Source organism: Actinoplanes sp. NPDC023714, assembly GCF_040639855.1.
GTDB lineage: Bacteria > Actinomycetota > Actinomycetes > Mycobacteriales > Micromonosporaceae > Actinoplanes.
Genome location: NZ_JBFAAR010000003.1, coordinates 162,733 through 178,127 on the forward strand (window position 1 = coordinate 162,733; position 15,395 = coordinate 178,127).

At 70.0% G+C, this 15,395-nt stretch carries 16 protein-coding genes; 8 read left to right on the forward strand and 8 right to left on the reverse strand.

The window, feature by feature from the left end:
• Positions 1–36: 36 nt before the first annotated feature.
• Together AB0G10_RS16065 and AB0G10_RS16070 are read left to right on the forward strand one after the other, a co-directional pair.
• Positions 37–627 (forward strand): hypothetical protein, encoded by a 591-nt coding sequence (locus AB0G10_RS16065; RefSeq protein WP_360921216.1) that lies wholly within the window; start codon positions 37–39, stop codon positions 625–627.
• Between the two features lie 62 nt (positions 628–689).
• On the forward strand, positions 690–1,148 hold the full coding sequence (locus AB0G10_RS16070; protein ID WP_360921219.1) for an RICIN domain-containing protein: 459 nt from the start codon (positions 690–692) through the stop codon (positions 1,146–1,148).
• 1 nt (position 1,149) lies between these two features.
• On the opposite strand, the gene AB0G10_RS16075 is transcribed toward AB0G10_RS16070, so the two are convergent.
• From AB0G10_RS16075 to AB0G10_RS16090, 4 genes are read right to left on the reverse strand one after another with little or no spacing between them, the layout of a single operon-like run.
• Positions 1,150–1,848: a class I SAM-dependent methyltransferase gene (locus AB0G10_RS16075; RefSeq protein WP_360921222.1), complete on the reverse strand. Its 699-nt coding sequence runs from the start codon at positions 1,846–1,848 to the stop codon at positions 1,150–1,152.
• Entirely contained in the window at positions 1,845–2,633 is a 789-nt protein-coding gene (locus AB0G10_RS16080; RefSeq protein ID WP_360921225.1) for an ABC transporter ATP-binding protein, read from the reverse strand. The genes AB0G10_RS16075 and AB0G10_RS16080 overlap by 4 nt, the downstream gene beginning before the upstream one ends.
• Positions 2,630–3,583, reverse strand: a complete 954-nt coding sequence (locus AB0G10_RS16085) for an ABC transporter substrate-binding protein (protein WP_360921228.1) — start codon at positions 3,581–3,583, stop codon at positions 2,630–2,632. Before AB0G10_RS16085 ends, AB0G10_RS16080 begins: the two co-directional genes overlap by 4 nt.
• A 12-nt stretch (positions 3,584–3,595) precedes the next feature.
• Positions 3,596–4,642 carry an iron ABC transporter permease gene (locus AB0G10_RS16090; RefSeq protein ID WP_360921231.1) on the reverse strand — a complete coding sequence of 349 codons (1,047 nt, stop codon included), beginning with the start codon at positions 4,640–4,642 and terminating at the stop codon, positions 3,596–3,598.
• An 82-nt stretch (positions 4,643–4,724) separates the two neighbouring features.
• On the opposite strand from AB0G10_RS16090, the gene AB0G10_RS16095 reads away from it, so the two are divergent.
• The 3 genes from AB0G10_RS16095 to AB0G10_RS16105 all read left to right on the forward strand — a co-directional run bounded on the left by AB0G10_RS16095 (position 4,725) and on the right by AB0G10_RS16105 (position 6,436).
• Positions 4,725–5,321 carry an NAD(P)H-dependent oxidoreductase gene (locus AB0G10_RS16095; RefSeq protein ID WP_360921233.1) on the forward strand — a complete coding sequence of 199 codons (597 nt, stop codon included), beginning with the start codon at positions 4,725–4,727 and terminating at the stop codon, positions 5,319–5,321.
• Positions 5,318–5,785, forward strand: coding sequence for a GNAT family N-acetyltransferase (locus tag AB0G10_RS16100; RefSeq protein ID WP_360921237.1), 468 nt, complete (start codon positions 5,318–5,320; stop codon positions 5,783–5,785). Before AB0G10_RS16095 ends, AB0G10_RS16100 begins: the two co-directional genes overlap by 4 nt.
• 204 nt (positions 5,786–5,989) lie before the next feature.
• A complete protein-coding gene (locus AB0G10_RS16105) occupies positions 5,990–6,436 on the forward strand; it encodes a DUF6232 family protein (protein WP_360921240.1) in 447 nt (148 codons plus the stop codon).
• 62 nt (positions 6,437–6,498) lie between these two features.
• On the opposite strand, the gene AB0G10_RS16110 is transcribed toward AB0G10_RS16105, so the two are convergent.
• On the reverse strand, positions 6,499–7,407 hold the full coding sequence (locus AB0G10_RS16110; RefSeq protein ID WP_360921243.1) for a helix-turn-helix transcriptional regulator: 909 nt from the start codon (positions 7,405–7,407) through the stop codon (positions 6,499–6,501).
• A 238-nt stretch (positions 7,408–7,645) separates the two neighbouring features.
• Between AB0G10_RS16110 and AB0G10_RS16115 the strand changes: the two genes are divergently transcribed.
• Complete coding sequence (locus tag AB0G10_RS16115) at positions 7,646–7,843, forward strand: DUF397 domain-containing protein (protein WP_360921246.1); 198 nt, start codon at positions 7,646–7,648, stop codon at positions 7,841–7,843.
• Positions 7,844–7,970: 127 nt separating this feature from the next.
• Here the strand turns inward: AB0G10_RS16115 and AB0G10_RS16120 are convergent, their stop codons facing one another.
• The gene (locus AB0G10_RS16120; RefSeq protein ID WP_360921249.1) at positions 7,971–8,555 is read right to left on the reverse strand and encodes a DUF5753 domain-containing protein; all 585 of its coding nucleotides are present in this window, start codon (positions 8,553–8,555) and stop codon (positions 7,971–7,973) included.
• Positions 8,556–9,045: 490 nt separating this feature from the next.
• Complete coding sequence (locus AB0G10_RS16125) at positions 9,046–11,103, reverse strand: GMC family oxidoreductase N-terminal domain-containing protein (RefSeq protein WP_360921252.1); 2,058 nt, start codon at positions 11,101–11,103, stop codon at positions 9,046–9,048.
• Positions 11,104–11,430: 327 nt separating this feature from the next.
• Between AB0G10_RS16125 and AB0G10_RS16130 the strand changes: the two genes are divergently transcribed.
• Complete coding sequence (locus tag AB0G10_RS16130; RefSeq protein WP_360921255.1) at positions 11,431–12,135, forward strand: alpha/beta hydrolase; 705 nt, start codon at positions 11,431–11,433, stop codon at positions 12,133–12,135.
• A gap of 96 nt (positions 12,136–12,231) precedes the next feature.
• On the opposite strand, the gene AB0G10_RS16135 is transcribed toward AB0G10_RS16130, so the two are convergent.
• Positions 12,232–12,756 carry a phospholipase gene (locus AB0G10_RS16135; protein WP_360921258.1) on the reverse strand — a complete coding sequence of 175 codons (525 nt, stop codon included), beginning with the start codon at positions 12,754–12,756 and terminating at the stop codon, positions 12,232–12,234.
• 226 nt (positions 12,757–12,982) lie between these two features.
• Here AB0G10_RS16135 and AB0G10_RS16140 point away from each other — a divergent pair, with 226 nt between their 5' ends.
• The gene (locus AB0G10_RS16140; RefSeq protein WP_360921261.1) at positions 12,983–15,313 is read left to right on the forward strand and encodes an EAL domain-containing protein; all 2,331 of its coding nucleotides are present in this window, start codon (positions 12,983–12,985) and stop codon (positions 15,311–15,313) included.
• Positions 15,314–15,395 lie beyond the last annotated feature (82 nt).

The following is a 15,395-nucleotide window of genomic DNA, read 5'->3' on the forward strand; positions in this document are numbered from 1 at the left end:
GGCACCCTCGGATGAGCCCGAGGAGAGGGGACGCGGATGACGGATGCGCCCGCGAAGCCGGAGAAGCCGCCCGCCCCGCAGCCCGGCAGTGAGCGATCGGAGACCCGCGCCGCACTCTCGACAGCGGCCTTGTCCGCGGTGGCGGCCCTGCTCGGCGCCTTGATCGGTGGTGGATTCACCGTCTACGCGAGCAACCGGGGCATCCAGAGCCAGGAGCGACTGCGACTTGCCGAGGTCGAGCAGCAGAACGACGAGCGGCTCCGATCGCTGCGGGTGGACGCCTACCGCGGTTTCCTCGAGTCGATCTATGCGATGCGTGGCCGGTTCAACGACTTCCTGGGCTGCGAGGAGCCCCTGGAGAAGCGCTGCCCGGCGCAGTTCCGGGCGTACTACCTGTCGCAGAACGACATGGAGATCGCCTACAACGTCCTGCTGATCTACAGCAGCAAGCCCGGAGCGTCGCTGACCGCGAAGGTGCACGACAAGTCGAAGGAGGTCTTCTCCGACGAGATGGTGACCGACACGAGCCGCAGCCTCCTCGACGAGATCGGTGAGTGGGATGAGCTGATGATCGAGTTCAGGCGGCAGTGGTGCCGGGACCTGAACTTCGAGCCGGAAGCGTGTTGAGGCGACGGGCGCGATCAGGGAAAAGGCGGACGAATCGGCCGGCTGGGATCTAGCATGAGGCCGTGCTGACCCGTGGTGTCCTTGTGCCGTTCCTGACCGCTGCGATGCTGGGTGGCGGGGAGACCTCGGCGGCGGCCGTTCCCGGACCGCCGCCGTTGTTGCAGGGGTGGCTCGTCACGGAGCGCAACCCCGGGCGGTGCCTGACCGGTGGGCCGGTCGGGACGGTGCTGACCACGGCGCCGTGCCGGCAGGGGAACGACGCGCAGGACTTCTACCAGACCAGCGAGGGTCACTTCACCAACGACGGCAACTGCGTGGAGCCGCACGACTCGGCGCTGCGGGTGGCGAAGTGCACCTATCGCGGTGACCAGGAGTGGTGGTTCACCGGGACGTTGCGGGCCGGGCAGAACGGGCGCTGCGTCACCGAGACCGCCATCGACCGGGCCGGGGTGGGCACGGTGCGGTTGCGTACGTGCAGTGACAAGGCCAACCGCAAGTGGCGCAACCACACCCCCTGGTGAATCAGGCCCGGCCGCTGATCAGAAACTGCATCTGGACCTCGTGGCCGGGGGAGACGCCGTACTCCTGGTCGAGCTGGAAGATGGTCGTGAGCGGGGTGACGGACACGTCGGTGAGGCCGGCGTTCGCCAGGGCCAGCGCGGTCTCGTCGATCGACTTGGCGGTGGCGAGCGGCAGCATCGAGCGCACCTCGGCGTCGTAGAACGCGGTGACGCCCGGCTGCATCTCCTCGTCGAGGCCGTCCGGGAACCAGGTGCTGTCCACCATGACGACCAGGCCGCCGGGGCGCAGCACGCGCTTCCAGTTCGCCACGGCGGTGGCCGGCTCGCGCAGCGTCCACATCACGTAGCGGCCCACGATCGCGTCGAAGCTGTCGTCCGGGAAGTCCGGCGCGACGGCGTCACCGAGCCGGAAATCCGGCGGGTTCGAGGCCGCCGAGGCGTGCTTGCGGGCCTCGGCGAGCATCCCCTCGGACAGATCGATTCCGGTCACCCGGTGTCCGAGCCCGGCCACCGCCATGGCCACGTGACCGCTGCCGGTGCCGACGTCGAGCACGTCGATCGGCGCCGGCGGCAGGGCCTGCTTCCAGATCTCCGCCCAGGCCGCGGCGTCGGCGTCGAGGCGTTCCGGCCGCTGCTGGTAGGCGTCGTAGGCCGGCGCCCGCCCGGTCCAGTAGGCGTTGATGCGGTCCTGCGCGGTCATGCGGTGATCTCCTCAAGCGACGAATCGGAAGGCGACGGTTCGAACAGCAGATGCAGGTGGCCCTCGATCTCCAGGCGGCGGATGCCGATCCCATAGACCGGTTCGAGGACCTCGGGATTGAGTACGTCGGAAGCCGGACCGGCTGCGACCACCCCACCGGACCCGAGCAGCACCAGGTCATCGCAGTAGCGGGCGGCCAGATTGAGGTCGTGCAGGACCACCACCGAGCAGGTGCCGAGGCCGCGGACGAGACGGAGGATCTCGTGCTGGTAGCGGATGTCGAGGTGGTTGGTCGGCTCGTCGAGCAGCAGGTGGGTGGCCTCCTGGGTGAGCGCGCGGGCGATCAGAACCCGCTGCCGTTCGCCGCCGGACAGCCCGGCGAAGGGCCGGCCGGCCAGGTGGGTGGCGCCGACCCGGGCCAGCGAGCGCGCCGCCACCTCGTGGTCGGCCGGGCCGGTCCGCTGGAACGCCGACAGGTGCGGGCCGCGACCGAGAAGGACCATCTCGGCGACGGTCAGCGCCGTTTCGCCGCCGGTCTCCTGCACGACGACGGCCATCCGCTTCGCGGTCTCCCGCGGGGAGAGCGCGGTCAGGGCGTCGCCGTCCACGGTGACCGTGCCGGTGGTGCTGCGCAGCGCGCCGTGCAGCAGCCGCAGCAGGGTGGTCTTGCCGCTGCCGTTCGGGCCGATCAGCCCGAGGACGCGGCCGGGGCGGGCCGTCACGCCGACGCCGTCGATGACCGGGTTGGCCCCGTAGCGCCAGGAGACGTCGTTCGCTTCGATCATGATGTCTTGCTGAACCGCTCGACGATCCGCTCCAGGCCGTCGACGGCGAGCGGGGACGGCGGCTCGGTGAAGTTGAACAGCTGCGGCATGACGTCGCCGTTCGCGACGGCCTTGAGCTTCTCCGTGCCGGGCAGGCCGGTGACCGCCTGCTCGACCGCCTCCGGGTCGCCGTCGCTGTAGAGCAGGATCAGCACATCCGGGTTGCGGCCGAGCAGCTCCTCGAGGGTCACCTCGAAGACCCGCTCCGCGCTGTCGCCGAAGACGTTGGTGAACCCGGCCGCCTCGAGTTGGGGCTGCGCCATGCTGCCCGCCCCGTATGCGTAGGTGACGCCTCCTCCGACGGTCGGATAGAGCACGGCTGCCGTCCGTACCCTCGAAGGCTTTTGAATGTGGGCCATCCGCGCCCGAAGCGCGGCAATCGCGCTCGCCGCCTCGGCCTCGCGCCCGAACACGCGGCCGTAGGTCTGCATCTGCGAGTAGATGTCGTCGAAGGACGGCTCGCCGGTGGCGTTCGCGCAGAGGGCGGGCTCCTCCAGCAGCGGGATGTCCACGGCGGCGAGGGTGTCGCGGGACAGGTTGTCGACCTCGCCGAGCACGAGGTCGGGCTGCTGGCCGATCACGACCTCCTTGGAGATCTGCAGGTGGCCGCTCGTGTCGGTCTTGTCGGTGAGCAGCGGGATGCGGTCGAGCTCGGCCTGGGTCGCGCTGTCGTAGTAGTCCTTCGGATACTGGCCGGCGCGGGCGGTCACACGGTCGAGGACGCCGAGGGAGTGCAGGTAGGGGACGGCGGCGCTCTTGAGCAGCACCACCCGTTGCGGGGTCTGCTCGAAGGTGACCTGGGCGCCGCAGTTCTCGATGGTGATCGCCGTGTCGGCCGCGGCGGTCTCGTCGGTGGTCAGGCCGCAACCCGCGAGGAGCGTGGCGGCCACCAAAGCCGGGAACATGCGCATGTCAGGGTCCTCTCAGGCGTGCAGTCGTCGGATCAGGACCAGCAGGAACGGGGTGCCGACCAGCGCCGTGATGATGCCGATCGGGATCTCCTGCGGGGCGAGCAGGACGCGCGCGATCACGTCGGCCCAGACCAGGAGGATCGCTCCGAGAAGCGCCGCCACCGGCACCACCCGGACGTGCGGGGCGCCCACGATGCGGCGGGCGAGATGGGGTACGACCAGACCGACGAACCCGATGCTGCCGGAGGCGGAGACCAGTACCCCGACGCAGAGCGAGACCACGACGAGCAACCGCAGCCGGAGCCGATCCGGGGATATCCCGAGGGTGTGCGCGGTCTCGTCGCCGACGCTGAGCGCGTCGAGGCTGCGTCCCGTGACCGTGAGGTAGGCGATGGTCCCGCCGATCACCAGGGCGGCGACCGCGAGCAGCGCGTCCCAGCGGGCCAGGCCGAGCGAGCCGAGCAGCCAGAACATCACCGAGCGGGAGCCCTCGGCCGACCCGGACGCGAAGATCAGGAAGCTGGTGAGGGCGTAGAGGGCGTAGCCGACCGCGACGCCGGCCAGCAGCAGGCGGATCGAGGTGACCCGGCCGCCGCTGCGGGCGATCAGGAACACGGCCAGGGAGGCGGCCATCGCGCCGGCGAAAGCGCTGGTGGAGAGCGCGTACTGACCGAACCCGGCGCCCGCTCCGAAGAGGATGGCCGCCGCCGCGCCGCTGGAGGCGCCGGAGTTGATGCCGAGCAGGTACGGGTCGGCGAGCACGTTGCGGACCATCGCCTGCAGGGCCACGCCGCAGACCGCGAGGCCGGCGCCGACCAGGATGCCGAGCAGGACGCGCGGGAGGCGTACCTGCCAGACGATCGCCTCCTCGGGCGGGGTCCAGGTGACGTCGCCGACGGCGAAGAGCTGGTGGGCGATGATCCGGGCGACGGTGGCGGGACTGATGCCGATCGCGCCGGTGCCGACGGCCACGAGGGTGGTCAGGGCGAGGATCGCGGTCAGCGCGCCGAGCCAGGCCGTGGTGCGGCTCCGCTGCGCGGCGACGACCTCGCTGACCACTGAGCACTCCCGTGGTTGTTGCCAATAATGTGCAACAACCTAACAGCAAGATCTTCTTGGCGTGAAGGTGGTTCACCCGGGTATGCGAGAGACCATGACGACGCTGCGTGCCGTGGTGCTCGGTTGCACCCTGAAGAAGTCCCCCGCCGAATCCAGCGCTGAACTGCTCGGACGTGAAGTCCTGACGGCCCTCGCCGACCACGACGTCGACGGCGAGGTGATCCGGGTCGTCGACCACGACGTCCGCTTCGGCGTCACCGTCGACGAGGGTGACGGCGACGAGTGGCCCGCCATCCGCGCGAAGATCATGGACGCCCAGATCCTGATCATCGCGACGCCGATCTGGATGGGCCAGCCGTCGAGCGTCTGCAAGATGGTCCTCGAACGCCTCGACGCCGACATCTCGAAGGTGTACGGCAAGGTGGCCGCGGTCGCCGTGGTCGGCAACGAGGACGGCGCCCACCACGTGACCGCCGAGGTCCTGCAGGGCCTCAACGACGTGGGCTTCACGATCGCCGGGGCCGCCTCGACGTACTGGGTGGGCGAGGCCATGGGCGGCCTCGACTACAAGGACGCCGGCCCCAAGGCGGACACGACCGGCGCCGCGACGAAGACCCTCGCCGCCAACACCGCCCACCTGGCCCACCTGCTGGAGGCGTCGCCCTATCCTTCGGCGTGATCATTGCGCGCTCCACGGACGCCGCCGCGGCGGCCCGCTCCAGGGACGCCGTCGAGGCGGCCCGTATCTGGGCCCGTGCGGCGGCGGTCCGTGATGGGCTTGCGCCTCCGTCGGCCCTGGCGTCCTCGTTGGCCGGTGTGGAGCGGCGCCTCGCTCAGGGCGGAGTTCTGTATCTGGCCCGCGTCGGCGATCGGGCCGTCGGTTTCGCGGTGCTCGTCGGGCCGGAACTCGTCTACCTCGCGGTCGATCCTGACGTTTGGGGCGCCGGCGTCGCCTCCCGCCTGCTCGCCCACGTCGACGAGGAGGCACTGAGGGCCGGCTTCGAGAGCCTCGAGCTCTGGGTGATCGACGACAATGTCCGGGCCAAGGCCGTCTACGAGCGAGCGGGCTGGACGCCGACCGGTGATCTCCAGGATGCGGGCGGCCGCGCCGAGCGTCGGCTGGTGAAGCAACTGCGGGCCTGAGAAATGGCACGTTTCGCCGTTCGATCCGCGCTGCAAGAGGCGATGCGTCGCGAAAAGTGTGAAACGGGCGCGACATATCGTACGGAAATGGATTTATATCCTTGTCTGCACTGTGCAGATAGCGGAGCGCCGACAGCCTAGCTAGAACGGACTATTGCTGGCGGCTAGCACACTGAATGACGATGTCTATCAGGAGGTGTCGTCATGACAGCCAATCCAGATACCTCAGCGGGCGGCCGGATCTACTACCGAGGACCGGGCATCGTCGTCCGCAGGGGGTACATCGAGACCGTGGAGGGGCGTTACCGGGTCCGGGATCTGTTCATCGAGGACCCGTACTACGACTATGCGTACCCGGCCCGGATGGTGGCGGTGGGCGGCGGTCTGGCGGGGCTGCTGCTGGTCGCCGGGCTGATCAGGGTGTTCGGCTGGTCCGAGCTGTGGTTCGGGGTAGCGTGCCTGGTCGTTCTGGTGGGGGTGGCCGCCGCCAGCGTGGTCGACGGGCGCAGGCCGCCCCGGCGGATGGGGCTGACCGCCTGGTACGCGGATCGTCGTGTCGTGCTGTTCCGGTCGACCGATTGGCAGACCTTCGAGCAGGTGCGGCGCGCCGTCGTCCGGGCCAAGGAGGCCGGGCGCGAGCCGCGGCCGTGATCCCCGGCGTTGTGCGGGCTTGATCTCAGGCATCGTGCGGCTTTTGTCCTGGCGGCGTTTGCTCAGGCGCCGTGCAGTTCGTTTCGGATGGATCGGATGAACTGCACGGCGCGCTCGCCGGTCCGGCCGTAATCGAGCAGGTCCTGGAAGAGGGCGTTGTGCCGCAGCGCCGCATCGCTGTCGGTCATGATGAAGTCGTTGCCGGCGGCGCCCTCGGCGAACAGGACGTCGCCGTGACTGTGCTCGGGGAACTGCAGGATCGTGAACGAGCCGCCCAGCCCGGAGTGGTGTTCGAGGTCGAGCGGGGTCACGCCGAAGGTGAAGCGGTCGGTGTCCTCGGCCAGCGACAACAGGTGGTCGAGCTGGCGGACCTGGACCTCGCGGCCGCCGATCGGCCGGCGCAGCACCGACTCGTCCATCACCACCTGCATGCGCGGGGCGTCCGGCCCGGTCAGGCGTTCGAAGAGCGCGTGCTGACGGTCGAGCCGCAGGGTCACGCGGGCCTTGACCTGATCGTCGTTCGAGTCGGTGCGCAGCGTCCTCGCGGTGACGGCGCGTGCGTATTCGGTGGTCTGCATAAGACCGGGAATGAAGAGCATCTGCCAAATCCGGATGACGGCTGCTTCATTCTCGTAAGCGACGAAATCGGCGAAGGCGCCGGACAGCCGATATCTGCTGTACCACTGGCGGCTCCGGGATGAACGGGCCAGTTTCGACAGTTTGGCGGCGAGGTTCTCGTCGGTGATCCCGTAATGGGCGAGAAGCGCGCGGACCTCCAACGGCTGGATGGTCACCTCGCCCTTCTCGATCCTGGTCAGTTTCGAGATCGACCAGTCCATCGCGTCGGCGACGGTGGCCGTGGTGAGACGCGCCTCCTCGCGGAGGGCCTTGAGCTGCTGTGCGACGCTGACCTTGGCGATCTTCGGTCCGACGGCGGAGGGCGCGATGGAGTGACCGGGCAGATCCGACACGGTTCACCCCCTGTTCTTCCCCGCTCGCAGTCTGCAATTTGCAAAAAGCAGATTGCGGACGCCTGCTCGCCGAAATCCTACCTCATCGGCCGTTGCCTAATCATCGACGTCTGTTTTGCGCATCCAGACAGTTGAATGTCAGGTACGCTGAGTGATCGTCCGGCTCCGATGAGGTGTGCTGGATCTTCGGTGCGGTCGGGTGTCCGTGCCGGCGGCGTGAGCACTTGCGGGAGGCGTCATGCGTGACCGGGCCGAGTCGGGTTGGTTCAAGAGTTCGCATAGCGAAAGCGGAGGATGCGTCGAAGTCAAGATGGCCGGTGATGTGGTGCTGGTCCGCGACACCAAGGATCGCTCCGGGCCGGTCCTCAGCTTCGACCGCGCGGTGTTCCAGGCCTTCGTCGACGATCTGAAGGACGGCGACCCCTTCACTGGCTGACCTGTTCGCCGGCCGCTGGTCGGCCCGGGCGCTGGTTGGCCCGGCTGCGGTTGGCTCGGCGGTTGGCTCGGCCGCGGTTGGCCCGGCGGTTGGCTCGGCCGCGGCTGGCGGTCGGCGCGGCCGTCGGTCAGCGGCCGATCAGCTTGCCCATCAGGGTGCGGGCGTCCTCGTCGGTGGCGGCTTCGGCCATCAGGGAGCGGCCCAGGTCCCGGTAGGAGGCGGCGACGTCCTCGACGAGCTGGTCGCCGGCGGCGCCCTCGAAGAAGACCATTTCGTCGGCGACCACGAACGGGCCGATCAGGCCCCGGTGCGGGCCACGGTCGAGCGGCATGATCCCGATGTGGACGGCCGGTCGCTGCGACAGCTCGATGAGGTGCTCGATCTGCCGGCGGGTGGCGTCCGATCCGGCCGCCGAACGGCGCAGCACCGACTCGTCGATGACGGCGTGCACGGCCGGGGCGTCGTCGCCGTCGAGGCGCGCGAGCAGTGCGGTGTGCCGTTCGCCGCGGATCCGCACACGTTCGTCGAGGTCGGCGTCGTTGCGGGTCAAGGAGCGGAGCGTCGCCTCGGCGTAGGCCGGCACCTGTAGCGGGCCCGGGACGTGGAGCGGCTGATTCCAGAAGATGTCGCGAGCGGCCTTCTCCTTGTCGAGGAACCGCTGGAACGCGTCCGAACCGGGGACGTCGTACATCTTCATCGCGCTGATCTCCACTGGCCTGACGATAATGATCGCGCCGGACGCAATCAGCCGATTGCAGATTTCCGAACGCGGTCTGCAGAGTACACAGAGTTACAAGATCACCCAATGCGGACGAGGTGTGTGTCCGGTGGCCGACCGTCCCACCAGCGGGGGTTCGGTGGAAATGACACGAAAGGGTGTTTACAGGTGTTCCTCGGCATCCGACAAGCCTTCTCGCTCCAGCGAGGGTGGATGCGGGTGGCGCGGTGGGGGCGCTCGGTCTCGCGGGGGCGGGGATGTGCGGCAGGGAGGGAGGCGGGAGGTGCTCGTTCTTGCATGGGCAGCGGCGGTGAGGTGGTGCAGTGTGGTTCGGGTGCTGGTTTTGCGGTGGAGCGCGCGTCCGGGAATGACCATGCACCTATCGCCGGCGCGCGCTGGGCGGCCTGGAGTGGTCGCCCGGCCCGCGTCGTGGTGTGGGGGCGGTGATGGTGCGGTTGGGGACGGGTAATCGTTCGTACAAATCTCAGTTTTTTAGGATGTTCTCGGCGGTTCGGGAAGCCAGCGCCATCACGGTGATCATCGGATTGGTGCCGGACGGCGTCGGGAAAGCGGAGGCGTCGCCGATCCAGACGCCGGGCGTGTCGTGGAGCTCGCCGCGCGGATCGGCGACGGTGGTGGTGGGATCGGTGCCCATGCGGCAGCTGCCCATCTGGTGCGCGGCGAAGAGGGTGGCACCGCCGGCGCGGAGCGGAACCGCTGTGGCGCGGGCGATGTAGGCCTCCAGGTCGTCGCCCTGCTCCCATGCGTCGAGACCGTTTGCGAACAGTTGGATGCGGCGCGCGCCGGCGGCGTGGTGCAGCCGGATCTCGGCTTCGATGGCACGCTTCGTGTTGCGGATGTCGAGATCGTCGGACAGGTCGTAGAAGGCCACCGTGTTGCCGGACTCGTCGAGAGTGACCCGGCCGTGGCCGTGATCGCGGATCAGGCCGATGAAGGAACCGGTGTTGCGAAGCGTGGACATCGCCTGTTTGTGCTGCTCAGGTGAGATGAACGGGATCGAGCCGGCGGCCAGGGCGGTGGTGTACTGCACGCTCTCCATGAGGAACCCGTAGCCGTCCTCGACGGCGGCGAACTCGTTGACCAGTGCGGCCTGCGGGGCGCCCCACCAGCCGCGCATGTCGGTACCGTAGTCACCCATCGTGACCGTGCAGGGGTGCAGGCGGAGGTAGTCGCCTACCGCCGGGCCGCCGATGCCTGACCGTAAGAGCACACCGGGGGACTCGAGGGCGCCGGCGGCGAGGACGACGATGGGAGCGCGGACGGTGACCGTGGCGTTTCCGACATTTCCGATAATTCCGGTGGCGCGGCCGTCGGCGGTGAGAATCCGGTCTACCCGGCAGTTGTCGATCACCTGGGCGCCGTGCCGCAGCACTGCCGGCTCGATGTAGACCTTGAGCGTCGACTGCTTCGCCCCCGACGGGTCCCCGAATCCCAGGTGGCCGGCGATCGCCGCGTCGTGCCGCTTCTCGTCCCAGTTGCGGTAGATCGTCGCGAACGACCAGCCGAGCTTCTCCGCCCCGCGCTGCATCGCCTCGTGGATCTGATTGAACTCCGAGCACCGATCGTTCACGGACATCTCCCGCCACACCGCGTCGAGGTGCCTGTCGAACGCGGGCGTCGCCACATCGGTGAGGCCGAACTCGTCGGCCCACTGCTGACGGACGTGGTCCTTCGTACGGATGCAGTTCGTCCAGTTGATGACGGTTCCGCCGCCGAGCCCGGCGCCCGCCATCAGGGTGATGTTGCCGTCGCCGGTCGGTGTCGGGCCGCCCCGCCAGTAGGAACGCTGATACGCGGGCAGTTCCAGCTGATCGAAATCCGCCTCGGTGTTGTAGCGGCCCGCCTCCACTATGACCACCCGCCTGCCGGCCGCGGCGAGCCGGCCGGCGATCAGCCCGCCGCCGGCGCCGGAGCCGATCACGACGGCGTCGGCCTCCAGTTCGAGATCGCCGTCCGGGCGCAGCGGCGTGATCAGCGGTTCCTCGGTTGGTCCGGCGGGGGTGGCCGGCGCGGTGGGAGTGGCCAGCTCGGTGGGAGTGGCCGACCCGGCGGGGGTGGCCGACTCGGCGGGGGTGGCCGGCCCGGCGGGGGTGGCCGGCCCTGCGGGAGTGGCCGGCCCGGCGGGAGTGGCCGGCCTGGCGAGGGCGGCCGGGCCCGGGTAGCCGATCGTGGTCCAGAACGGGTTGCGCCCGTCCGCGTCGGTGATCCCGTAGGTGAGCAGCAGGGTGAGGCTGGTCAGCGCCGCGATCCCGGCGGCCGCCTCCGGGGACGCCTGTCCGATGGCGGTCAGCACGGGCTGCGGCGCCTCCCGGAAGCCGTTCGCCGCGAGCGCGTCGAGCAGGGCGGCGATCCCGGCCTGCCGCTCGGATGGCATTGCCGAGATCATGGCGAGGACGCCCTGGTCGGCGCCGACGTCGGTGGCTGTCCGCCGCCAGAACCCGTCGGGGTCGTCGGGCCGGTCGAGAGACGGGACGATGGTGTCGCAGAGCAGGCGAAGGGTCTGAATCTGATCAGGGTTCACGGTGCGGTCCTCCTGCTTCGGTGGAGAAGTCCGAAGCCCAATCTAAGGCCACCGATGCCCCGAATGTGATTCCTCGTTAACTTTTTCAGTGAGCGGTTCCTCCTGGCGATCTTGGACGATGGCCCACCGGATTCGGTGGTGGAGCGTTCAAGATCTGCCGGAGGGTGGTCGAGCGTTCAAGATCGGCGGGCGGCGGGCGGCGGGCGGCGGGCGGCAGGCGGCGGGCGGCGGCGGGACGCAGTCGGGTAGTTCTGCGTTACTTCTGCGTGGTGCCGGCGCCGCCGTGCCGCTGGAATGAGGAGGACCACCTCTTCGAAAGGCACGTTCATGAAGCCGACCATCGTTCTCGTTCACGGCGCGTTCGCCGAGTCCGGCAGCTGGAACGGGGTGATTCAGCAGCTCATCGCCGAGGGGTATCCGGTGATCGCGGCGCCCAACCCGCTGCGCAGCGTCTCCGGGGACGCGGCCGGGGTGTCCGCCCTGGTGGCGACGATCGACGGGCCGGTGGTGCTCGTCGGGCATTCGTACGGTGGCGCGGTGATCTCCAACGCCGCCGCCGGGCACGACAACGTGAAGGCGCTGGTGTTCGTCGCGGCGTTCGCGCCGGAGGCGGGGGAGAGCATCGGGTTCCTGTCCGGCAAGTTCCCGGGCAGCACGCTCGGGGAGACGCTGCGGGAGGTGCCGCTCGCGGACGGCAGCGTCGACCTGTTCATCCGGCCGGAGCGGTTCCACCAGCAGTTCATCGCCGACGTGCCGGCCGGCGTCGCGGCGCTCGCGGCGGCCACCCAGCGCCCGCTGAACACGGCGGCGCTCAACGAGGGCTCCGGCGAGCCGGCGTGGAAGGAGCTGCCGTCCTGGTTCATCTACCCGGAGCTCGACTTCAACATCCCGCTCGAGGCGCACCGCTTCATGGCCGAGCGCGCCGGCGCCCGCACCACCGTCGAGCTGCCCGGCGCCTCACACGCGATCCCGGCGTCGGAGCCGGCCGCTGTCGCCGAGACGATCCTGCGGGCCGCGCGGTCGATCGCCTGATTCAAGGCAGGAGCTTATTTGTACGGGGGATGAGTCGGAGTGGCGCTGGTAAGGGGGCGCCGCTCCGACTCGTACAAATGAGGCTCTTGACCGAAATCAACCAGCCGCCAGCGCATCCACCTTGATCTTCGCGGCCTTGCGGATGTCGGCCGTGCTCACCGCCGCGACCGAGCCGAACAGCGACACCGCCTGGTAGTAGGTCCAGGCCAGGCTCGTGCAGGCGGGCCGGACCACCGGCGAGTACATGGCGCACTTCCGCTTCAGGTCCTCGTGGAACGCCGAGTCGACGCGGCTCTTGCTGGCAGCGAACGCGCCGATCGCCTTGTAGTTGCGATAGCCGAAGTCGTGCCGGTGGCAGGCGAGCTTGAACTCGAAGCCGAGCGGGTTGTCCGGGCTGGCCGAGCAGTAGTCGGTGCTCCAGTCGAAGCCGTACCCGGACCAGTCGCCCCGGTTCTGCCGGGCCGCGTTCCAGGCGCTGTAGCTCGACGCGCTGGTCTGGGTGAAGGAGGACAGGACGGCGGCCTTCTGGGCGGCGGTCACGGCGTAGGCCGGAGCGGCCAGGCCGAGCACGCCGAGAACGGCGGCGAGAAGGACGGTCGTGGCGATGCGGACAGAGCTCATAGGGTGGGCTCCTTTACGGACGGCCCGCCGGTGGGGCGGCGGGCGCGAACGGTGAACGCCCCGGAGCCGGCTCACCTGAACGCTCCCTCAGTCTGCGGCGAGCCGGCGGCTTCCCGGACATCGGCGGATGACGATTTGTTGGTCGGCGCGGAAACGGGCGGATCACGGCGATGCGGCAGGCCCCCGAGGGCCTCAGATCCGGGCCGGATCGGTCGAGTGTCTGGCGATGGAGTCGCAGGGGAGACGGGCACTGCCCGGCACGGTGCTGGCGTCGGCCGCGATCGCGGCTTTCGCCGTCGTCGTGTTCGCCGTCAACTTCGGCGGGCCCCGGGGGCTGCTGCTGCTCTGGCTGCCCGCGTCGCTGTCCACGATCATTCCGGTGGTGCTGGCGGTCCGGCTGGCGATGGAGGATCGGCTCGCCCGGCCGGCCCGGATCTTCTGGGGGCATCTCGCCGGGTGCGCGGGCCTGGTCGGCGTCGGAGCGGCGCTCAACACCATGGACGCGATCGGTCACGGCGCGCCCACCCAGGCGATGTCGCCGGTGACGCTCGGCGCCTATGGCGCCGCGGTGGTGGTCCTGCTGATCGGGATGTTCCGGCTTCCCTTGGGTACGTCGGGACGCGGCGATCGCATCCGTGTGGTGCTCGACGCCGGCACGGTGCTGCTGGCCGCCGCCGTGTTCATGTGGCAGTACCAGTTCCGCCCGATGCTGCAGGACGACGCCACGCAGGCCACCTCACTGCTCGGCCTCGGCGCGATCATCGTGGTCGAGATGCTGATCGTGTTCGCGATCGCGAAGGTGGCGCTGTCCGGGTTCGCGTACGTCGCGCCGCTGGCCCTGCGGATGTTCGCGCTGGGGCTGCTCGTCGGCGCGATGAGCGGGATGTTGCAGCGCTTCGTCAGCGACCACGTGCACCTCAACACGGCCCAGGTGACCATCCCGCTCGTCATGATCTGCGCGACCGTGGCGGCCGAGGCGCAGCGGCGGGAACGGCCGGGACGGGCCCAGCGGCGTCGCACGCGCAAGAAGTCGTTCAGCGTCCTGCCCTACCTCGCCGTCGTGGCCGTGCTCGTGCTGCTCGTCGCCGTCTCCTGGGCGTACCCCGACCTGCGGCCGGCGGTGCTCGCCGCAGCGGCGCTGACCGCGCTCGTCGTATGGCGGCAGATCACCGCGTTCCGGGAGAACGCCGACCTGGTGGCCCGCCTCGACCACAGCTCCACGCACGACGCGCTCACCGGACTGCCGAACCGGGCGCTGTTCCATCAGCGTCTCGCCGACGCGCTCGCCGCGGACCAACCGGTCAGCATCGCGCTCATCGACCTCGACGACTTCAAGACGGTCAACGACACGCTCGGCCACGGCGCCGGCGACGCGCTGCTCACCACGGTCGCGGCGCGGCTGCGGGACAGCGTCCGCGAAGGCGACACGGTGGCGCGGCTCGGCGGCGACGAGTTCGTGGTGCTGCTCGCCGGGATCACGCCGGCCGAGGCCGAACTGCTGGCCCGCCGGATGATCGCGTCGCTGGCCGAGCCGGTCCTCGCCGACGGCCACGAACTCCTGGTCCGGGCCAGCATCGGCCTGGCCGACGGAGGAGGAGCGACGCGAAGCGGCAGTGGCGAGCTCAAAGCGGGCGCAGCGGCGCGAAGCGGCGCCGGCGTGCTCAAAGCGGGCGTGGTGGGCGTGGCGGCCGAGAGTGGCTCCGAGGACGGCGGTGAACTCCTCCGCCGCGCCGACATCGCGATGTATGCGGCGAAGCACGGCGGCGGCAGCAACGTCCAGCGGTACAGCAGTGGCATGGCCGGCGCCGTGGCGGACACGGCGTCGCTCGGCGCCCAGCTCCGCGACGCCATCGCCGGCGGTGGGCTGCGTCTCGCCTTCCAGCCGATCATGTCGGTGGACGGGACCCGGATGCGCGGGGCCGAGGCGCTCGTACGCTGGCAGCACCCGCAGCGCGGACTCCTCGCGCCGGCCGAGTTCATCCCGGTCGCCGAACGGACCGGGCTGATCGTGCCGCTCGGCGAATGGGTGCTGCGCGCCGCCTGCGACCAGCTCGCCGCCTGGACCGCCGACCTCGGGCCGCTCGCGCCCGCCCGGATCAGCGTCAACGTCTCCGCCCGCCAGCTGTCCGAGGCCGGATTCGCCACGCGGGTAGCGGACATCCTCGCGACGGCGGGCGTGCCCGCGCGGCGCCTGACCCTGGAGATCAGCGAGGCGGTCCCGGCCGGCCCGCTCGAGGAGCTGCGCCGGATGGGCGTACGGATCGCGCTCGACGACTTCGGCACCGGCCGGTCGTCCCTCGCACTGCTGCACGAACTCCCCATCGACCAGCTCAAACTGCACGGCTCGCTCCTGCACGGCGACATGCCGGCGGCCGTGCTCGCGCTGGCCGCTGCGGCCGGCCTCGACGTCGTGGCAGAAGGCGTCGAGACCGCGGAGCAGGCGGCGACCCTGGCGGCGCTCGGCTACCGGGCCGCGCAGGGCTTCCACCTGGCCCACCCGATGACCGCGACCGCGGTGGCCGAGCTGGCACTACGCCTACCGGTGCCCGCGGCCTGACCCCCGCCTGCCCAGCCCCGCGCGACTCGCCCAGCGTGACTCGCCGCGCGTGACTCGCCCCGCGGCCCCCTGTCGATCTTGT